5 protein-coding genes are annotated in these 8950 nt (G+C 38.8%); 4 read left to right on the forward strand and 1 reads right to left on the reverse strand.

The window, feature by feature from the left end; translation table 11 throughout:
* Window positions 1–521 precede the first annotated feature (521 nt).
* Together nirB and nasC are read left to right on the forward strand one after the other, a co-directional pair.
* Window positions 522–2876, forward strand: a complete 2355-nt coding sequence (gene nirB / locus MF646_RS21420) for a nitrite reductase large subunit NirB (protein ID WP_250098539.1) — start codon at window positions 522–524, stop codon at window positions 2874–2876.
* Window positions 2877–2925: 49 nt separating this feature from the next.
* Entirely contained in the window at window positions 2926–5064 is a 2139-nt protein-coding gene (gene nasC / locus MF646_RS21425; protein ID WP_250098540.1) for an assimilatory nitrate reductase catalytic subunit NasC, read from the forward strand.
* Between the two features lie 187 nt (window positions 5065–5251).
* Here nasC and MF646_RS21430 read toward each other — a convergent pair whose 3' ends face one another.
* Entirely contained in the window at window positions 5252–6754 is a 1503-nt protein-coding gene (locus MF646_RS21430; RefSeq protein WP_250098541.1) for an MFS transporter, read from the reverse strand.
* A 425-nt stretch (window positions 6755–7179) separates the two neighbouring features.
* On the opposite strand from MF646_RS21430, the gene cobA reads away from it, so the two are divergent.
* Both cobA and MF646_RS21440 read left to right on the forward strand, forming a co-directional pair.
* Window positions 7180–8652, forward strand: coding sequence for a uroporphyrinogen-III C-methyltransferase (gene cobA, locus MF646_RS21435; RefSeq protein WP_250098542.1), 1473 nt, complete (start codon window positions 7180–7182; stop codon window positions 8650–8652).
* Between the two features lie 34 nt (window positions 8653–8686).
* A partial coding sequence (locus tag MF646_RS21440) for an FAD-dependent oxidoreductase (protein WP_250098543.1) occupies window positions 8687–8950 on the forward strand: 264 nt, incomplete at its 3' end.

Below are 8950 nucleotides of genomic sequence, written 5' to 3' on the forward strand. Positions count from 1 at the left end.
AAAGAAATAGTAATATAAAGAGTTTATGAATGCTATGTAGATTAGTGCTTTGAAAAACCTCGGAAGAATTCGCCAAGTCCTCTGTCTAAAGTTTAATAAAATTAGGAATGTAGATAGAATGATGTGCCTCATTTTTTAATCCCTTTCAAGTGTATTATGTCAACAAATGTTAGGGTACTCAAAGAGATGATAAAAAATGTAAACAATTGTAATATATTTGGTTTGTCGAAATGGAAGTATTTGGTTGTGGCAGTCATTTTATAAAAGCGACTTATGAAGCTCATAATCTACTGTTTAACGCGACAGTAGGCTTTTTACAAGTAGAACAAAGTCTCCTAAAGATTTCTTTGTCAGCACATCTGACATAGTTAAAGTATTATTACTCATTATTCGATAAAATTTTACTGATGTAGATATTTTGAAGGTGTAAATGATATGTATCTTATGCAAGTATAACGTGTAATTTACGAGGATGTTCTTTTGGAACAGTCAATTACCATTAAATCTGGAGGGTTTCTAAGATGAAAAAGAAAAAATTAATCTTAATTGGAAACGGCATGGCAGGCATCAATTGCATTGAGGAAATCTTAGAGAACAATCCTCACATGTTTGATATAACGGTCTTTGGAAGTGAGCCGCACTTTAACTACAACCGAATCATGTTATCAACAGTGCTACAAGGCGGCACAAAGGTAGAGGACATAACACTTCATAACCATGCTTGGTATGACTCGAATGGAATAAAGCTCTACACAGGTGAAACAGTTGTGAAAGTGGATCCTGCTAAAAAGGTGATTCGAACAGATAAAGATAGAGAAGTTTCCTACGATAAACTTATTTTTGCTACAGGGTCGGTCCCATTTGTCTTGCCAATTCCAGGAGCGGACAAAGAAGGAGTAGTAAGCTTTCGGACTATAGAAGATTGTCAGAAGATGATTAATATTTCGAAGGATCATAAGAAAGCCATAGTTATTGGTGGTGGTTTACTAGGTTTAGAGGCTGCAAGAGGACTCCTTAATCTAGGAATGGAAGTAGATGTTGTTCATATTGCCAATTATTTAATGGAGAGACAGTTAGACCAAACAGCTGCAAAAATGCTTCAACAAGAGCTTGAAAAACAAGGGATGAATTTTCTATTAGAAAAGGCAACGAAAGAAATAATTGGTGAATCCAGAGTGGAAGGTTTACGCTTCAAAGATGGATCGATCGTTTCTGCTGATGCGGTCGTGATGGCTGTCGGTGTCAGACCAAACGTTCAAATGGCAAAAGATAGTGGGCTTGAGACGAACCGGGCGATTGTTGTTAATGATTATTTACAAACAAGCATTCCTGATATATACGCTGTTGGTGAGTGCGTTGAACATAGAGGGATGGTTTATGGTTTAGTGAAGCCTCTCTATGAGCAGGGAAGAATTCTAGCCAAGCATATTTGTGGAATCGAAGAAAATGGTTATCAAGGATCAACTTTATCAACTCAATTAAAGATTTCAGGTGTGGATGTCTTTTCTGTAGGTCAATTTCATGCGGATGAAACGAGCAAAACGATTACTCAATATGATGAGCTAGCTGGAATCTATAAGAAAATTGTCTTAAAGGAAGATAAAGTGATTGGCTCAGTTATGTTTGGAGACACAAAAGCAGGTAACAAGCTACTAGATATGATTAGTAAGCAAAAGGTCATTACAGATGAGGAAAAAATGTTCGTCTTACAATCCTCAAACCAAGAATCACAAGTGGCCGCGATGGAACAGACAGATCTCATTTGTAACTGTAATGGCGTAACAAAAGGAACGATTATTGAAGCTTGTCAATCACAAGGATTGACAACAGCAGAAGAAGTGAAAAAGTGTACAAAGGCATCAAGTGCATGTGGGGGCTGTAAACCGTTAGTAACCGATTTATTAGCTTATATGCAAAGTGAAGATTTTGATGAAGTAATAGAGAAAGAAACGTTGTGTGGTTGTACGACATTAACTGATGAAGAGATCGTAACAGAAATGCAACTAAAAAGTCTTAATTCTATTGATGAGGTCATGCGTGAACTTGACTGGAGAACAGAAGATGGATGTCCGACATGTCGACCTGCTTTGCAATATTATTTAGGTATGATTTATCCAGAGTATGAGACGAAACAAGAATCACTTTTTATTAATGAGCGAATGAATGCGACTCGACAAGCGGATGGAACATACTCCCTTACTCCACAAATGTACGGCGGGCTAACAAATGCAAAAGAACTGCGCAAAGTTGCTGACGTAGTTGAAAAATATCAAGTCCCTAATGTGGCAATTACTAGTGAACAACGATTGCATCTCACAGGAGTAAAAAAGGAAGATTTAGAATCTATCTGGAGAGATTTAGACCTCCCATTGAGCAGTACGTATGGAAATACCGTTCAAAACATCAAAACATGTATTGGTGAGACAGTTTGTAAGTGTGACAAACAGGATGCTCTCGAGCTGGCAGTTCAAATTGAAAAGAAAACAGACTACTTAACAACACCGTACCGAGTCAAAATGGGCATCTCTTCGTGTATGCATAACGGGGCGGGTTCAACGACAAAAGATATTGGCATCATCCAGTTTGATCGAGGATGGGAAGTATATGTTGGTGGTAGCAGTGGGCGAAATGCGCGAACAGGTCAATTGCTTTGTGTAGCGGAAACAGAGCAAGAAGTGTATGAAATTGTCATTGGCTTTATCCAGTATTACCGGGAAACAGCCAAATATGCTGAACGCTCATGGGAATGGATTGACCGCATTAACTTACTGCATATAAGAGAAGTGTTGTTTGATAGCGAATTAAGACAGCAACTAATCGAGGCCTTGGAAAGCGACTCTTATCAAAATAAAAAAGTCTTACTAAGTAATAAATAATAACGTCATGTCCAGAAGCGACAAAAAAAATAGCAAAGGATGAGACATCGTGACAGAAATGTTATTAAGATATTTTAGAAAAAGACAGCAGCAAGTAGAAACAGAGAAAGTTTACGACACACAATGTCCTTTTTGCAGCATGCAGTGTAAGATGCAGCTCATTGAACAATCAACCGTTACGAGGAAAACGTATAAGACTGTTGGGAAAGATAACCCAACTTCTGAAGGCCGGCTATGCATTAAAGGATTGAATGCACATCAGCATGCTGTACACAACGATCGAATCAAGCACCCATTGTTAAAGGTGAATGGAGAGTTTGTACGAATCTCATGGGATGAAGCGATAAATTTGATTAAAGAAAAGTTTACTGAGATTCAAACCGAGCATGGAAGCAATGCGTTATCTGTTTATGGAAGTGCAACGATAACGAATGAGGAAGCATACTTGTTAGGAAAGTTTGCTAGAGTCGCTTTGGGTACTAGATACATTGATTATAATGGTCGACTCTGTATGTCGGCAGCTGCTTCAGCTGCGGCGCAGACATTTGGGATGGATCGCGGTTTTACGAATACAATCCAAGAGATCCCTCATTCCAGATGCCTCATCTTAGCAGGAACAAATGTTGCGGAATGCCAGCCAACGATTATGCCTTATTTTGAAAAGGCCAAGGAGAATGGTTCTTTTATTATTGCAATTGACCCTCGTGAAACAGCAACGACGAAGATGGCAGATTTACACTTAAAAGTAAAACCGGGGATGGATGCAGCTCTAGCAAATGGGTTGTTAAAAGTCATTTTAGAGGAAAATTTAATTGATGAGCAATTTATCGCAAAGCGAGTGAGCGGATTTGATGAAGTGAAGGAGTATATAGCTTCACTAGATTTAGAGGAGATTTCTGAACAAACAGGGGTACCTATTGAACAAATCAAAAAAGCAGCAACAGTCTTCGGGAGAGAAGAGTCTGGTATGATCTTCACTGCAAGAGGAATTGAACAACAAACAGATGGATCAGCATCTGTACGTAATTTTTTAAATATTCTTTTAGCTACGGGGAAAATTGGAAAAGAATATTCAGGATACGGAGCTGTAACTGGGCAAGGAAATGGTCAAGGAGCAAGAGAGCATGGGCAAAAGGCTGACCAATTACCTGGTTACCGTTCGATTGAAAACGCGGAACATCGGAACTATATTGCTGATGTTTGGGGAATTCGTGAACAGGATTTACCGAGAAAAGGGGTTTCTGCTTTTGAAATGATTCAAAAGATCGACGAAGGGGAAATTAAAGGAATGTTTTTAATGTGTTCAAACCCTGTAGTCTCTAACCCGAGTGCTGAATTTGTTAAAAAAGCACTTGAAAAGTTAGACTTTTTCGTCGCGGTAGATATGTTCATTTCTGAATCAGCTAGACTAGCCGATTTAATTTTACCAGCAACATCTTATTTAGAGACACCTGGTACAATGACGAATGTAGAAGGAAGAGTCACATTAAGAGAAGCGAGTTTTCCAATTCGAGGAGAAGCGAAGCATGATTGGCAAATTATTTGTGATGTAGCAAAGGCTCTAGGAAAAGGAGAATATTTCGCATTTTCTTCTCCGGAAGAAATCTTCAATGAATTAAGAGTTGCAACTCGCGGAGGAATTGCTGATTACTCTGGAATCACATATGATCGCTTACGTTCGGAAAAAGGGATTTTGTGGCCTTGCCCAGATCAAGATCATCCAGGGACGAAACGTTTATTTGAACAAGAATTCGCACATGCTGATGGAAAAGCGAAGATGGTTGTCGTGCAAAGTGAACCTGAAATTCCTAAAGAAAAGCCTACTGAAGAGTTTCCGCTTTATTTAACAACAGGAAGGGTGATGTCGCACTATTTAACAGGAGTTCAAACGAGAAAAAGTTCAACACTTGCAGCTCGTGAGTTTGAGTCATATATGGAAATCCATCCATCAACAGCTGAGAAATTCCATATAAAAGATAACACGTTAGTGAAGGTAGAATCGAAACGAGGAAGCATTGTTGTTAGAAGCAAATGGTCGCAAACAATTCGTAAAGATACAGTGTTTGTCCCATTTCATTGGGCTGACTCACAAAATGTCAACCGTTTGGTCTCTAAAAAATTGGATCCTACTTGTAGAATGCCTGGATTCAAAGTAAGTGCAGTAAAAATTAGTCCGATAGCCAATTAAAGATGAGAGGTTTGCTTGAATGATATGATTCAAGCAAACCTCTCGTTTTGTCTATTATCCGAATGCTGTAGCAGATAAGCTAAGTATATATCTGGACATGTACATGAAAATAAGGCACTGATAAGGTATAACCGACCTTTTTTCAGTGCCCTAACGTAAAAGGGAAGTCTTTTATTTCGATGTTTGATTATAGTGCTTTTTTATGAAGCTTCTTATCTTCCGCTTCTAATACTTTTAACTCATCTGAAGACATATAATATTCTTCGCCAAATGAATTTTCAGGCTCTTCCAAAGTGAAGAAGCAAATAAGAAAACTAACTAAAGCACCGCCAGCAAGGATAAAGAAGAATTGTTGCGGTGTGACAAATGTATAAAGAGTTAAATAAACAGTCGCACCAACATTTCCATAAGCACCAGACATTCCGGCTATTTGACCAGTTACACGTTTCTTAATCATTGGAATAACGGCAAACGTCGCACCTTCAGCACCTTGGATAAACATAGACGTTAAAACGGTAATAGCTACAGCAACAACTAAAGGCCAGCTTGAGTCCATAAAGCCCATACCGACAAGTCCGATTGTAATACCAGCCATATATACTAGCATAACGTTACGACGGCTCCCCATTCGGTCTGAAAGAATCCCACCTAATGGACGGGCGAGGAGATTCACAAAGGCAAAGGATGCAGCTATAAGACCGGCTTGTGATGCTGACAGTGAAAATGTCAATTGAAAGAACATTGGTAGCATAGAAATAATGGCAAGCTCGGCGCCAAAGTTGGCAAAATACGTACTATTTAAAGCACCAACGTTTTTAAATTTGTATTTGTCATCTTCAGGTACACCTTTTTTAAGAATTGGGACATTTACTTTTAGGATCATATAAATTTGATAGATTAATACAATGACAAGAACGGCCCAAATGATATATAGTGCTGTTTGCGAAACAAATCCTAACCCTTCTAATCTCCATGCACTGATTGCTAGCGCTCCACCAAGAGGAATCGTCCATACGATTAGTTGAACTAAATCACCCCAACTACTTACTTCCAATGCTCCAGAACGTTTTGGTTTCATTAGGACTTTTCCTTCTGGCGTGTCTCTGACACAAATGTAATAAATAATCCCGTAAACAAAACAGATGATACCAGTAAATGCTAAAGCGTATCTCCAACCATTATCACCACCAAGTAAGGTGAGACCAAACCAAGGCAGGAGCATAGCAGCGGCAGCAGAACCAAAATTCCCCCAGCCCCCATAAATTCCTTCAGCAAAGCCGATGCTCTTAGGCGGGAACCACTCAGCTACCATTCGAATACCAACAACGAAACTAGCACCAATACTACCAAGAACAAGGCGGGCAATCATTAATTGAGCCCAGCTATCACCAAAGGCAAAGACCAATGCTGGTACTGACATGGTAATGAGTAGGCCTGAGTAGACGACTCTAGGTCCGTATTTATCTAGTAGTGAGCCTATCAACACCCGTGCAGGAATGGTTAAAACTACGTTACAAATTCCGAGTGCAGCAATGTGTTGTGGAGTTAGCCAATCCATAGCTTCAAGCATTGTAGTGGCAAGGGGCGCCATATTATACCAAGTGAAAAAAGAAATGAAGAAAGCGAACCAAGTAAAATGTAGAACCTTAATCCTTTCATTCTTAAACTTAAAAATCTCTGATACCGTCATCGAAAAAAAACCTCCCTAGAATTCTGTATTTCAAATATATTTTTTATTTTTACATTACTTATCTATTGTTGTCTGAATGTTCGATAGGAAATGTTACAGGGTTTTCTTGTGGGATTTTTTTACTGATAACGCTTAACTGGTTGGTAGGGAAGGCGTTCTGAATTTTGGTTCTACAAAGGTTTGAAAAGGATATTTTTTTAGGGATTTTAAAAACCAATGTTATTTTCTAAGTTCAATCACGTTTGTAACGAAAGTACATGATCGGAGTTTCTTCTATATAGAATAGACTATTTCCAGTCATATACTGCTTCTTCAAAAAACTATGTAAGATAAGCTGACACAATATAACATGCATCCAAGATGTTGGTTTAGGATAATACATATAATTCAAATAATTCTTTACAGTAGCAAAGGGGGCGTGATTAATGAATAGTGGAATGGTCTACTTTGTAGGGGCTGGTCCGGGAGACATAGATTTAATTACTGTAAAAGGAAAACAGGTCTTGCAACAGGCTGACGTAGTCATTTTTGATCGATTAATCAATCCTTTTTTGTTAACTGATGTAAAAGATGATGCTAAGTTAATTTACTGCGGTAAGCAACCTTGCAAACATACGCTGAGGCAAGAAGATATTCAAAAAGAAATTCTCATTCATGCGAGAAAAGGAAAGACCGTTGTCCGTTTAAAGGGTGGTGATCCAGCTGTATTTGGAAGAGTTGGTGAAGAAGCTGAACTATTAGCAGAGAACCATATTCGCTATGAAATCATTCCAGGAATTACAGCCGGAATTGCGGCAACAATGTATGCGGGAGTTCCTATTACTCATCGAAAGCATTCGAACTCTTTTGCTGTAGTCACAGGACATGGCAGTCAGAAGGATGGAACACCTAATGTTGATTGGAATTCTTTATCCAAAGGAGTCGAAACGATCGTCTTCTATATGGGAGTTAAACACCTTAATACGATCTCAGAGCAATTGATCAAACATGGGAAAGGAAGAGATACGCAAGCGTTAGTTGTTCATTGGGGGACTTACAGCAAACAAAGAACAGTAGAAGGAACACTTGCTACGATCACAAGCAAGGTTGAACAGGCTAACATTACGAACCCAGCCATTATTGTTGTCGGCGATGTTGTGAAGCTTCGTTCGAAGTTAGCTTGGTTTGACAACAGACTTCTTTCGGGAAGAGCTATTCTTATTCCTTCTATTGATGAAAGAAATAGAGAGATGGTTACAGCTCTTAAGAAAGACGGAGCAGATGTTTTTGAACATGAGCTACTATGTGAGAGGGATTATTTTGACAGTGGAGCTGTTAACGACCTACTAAAAATGGAAAGCGATAATGAGTTGGTCTTTCTTTCCACGAAAAGTGTCTTTGCCTTTTTAAAAGGGCTTGGAGAGAACTGCATGGACGTTCGGGATATCCGATTGCCTTTTTATTCAATAAATGAATCAGTTAAAAAGACGTTACAAACGATCGGTATCAAATCTAAGCTCATAGACATGTCTGTCGTATCTCCGGTGTTAGTAGGAGATGAGACTGAAATTGAAAGTGAGAGAGCAACTCTTTCCCCATTAGCTAAGGGGATTGTAGTAAGGAAGAAGAGCGTTTCAAACAAAGATATTGCAGCTCTCACAAGACTGCTAGAGGAGCGTCATATTAATACAATTCTACTTACATCTCCTGCTGAAGCTTTGACATTTTTGAAGTTTCTAGAATTAAGTGGGATACCTTTAGAACAAGTACAAGAGAATGTAACAATTATCTGTAAAGGAATAGATACAAGTCTTATTTTGAAAAAGTCTAATATCCGAGTCGATATGATCATAGATAACGAGGATGTAGCAAAGGCTATTGGAAAGATCGAAGAAGTAGAATTAGCCTTGGAAAGCTAAGAAAGCAAATGAAGTAGGAAAAGGAGAGGTTCTTGTGAGAGAGAAACTAGTGCTAATAGGAAACGGAATGGCTGGAATTCGTACGATTGAGGAAATCTTAAAAAACGATAGTGAACGTTTTGACATTACTGTCTTTGGGGAAGAGCCGCATCCAAACTATAACCGAATCTTGTTATCGTCTGTTCTTCAGGGGGATACAACGGTTGATGATATCGTTTTAAACGAGTACAGCTGGTATGAAGAAAACCATATTGAACTTTTGACAGGTGACCCGGTGACTCAGGTCGATACAGAGAAG

This window comes from Halalkalibacter alkaliphilus, assembly GCF_023555415.1.
Taxonomy (GTDB): Bacteria; Bacillota; Bacilli; order Bacillales; family Bacillaceae_D; genus Halalkalibacter; species Halalkalibacter alkaliphilus.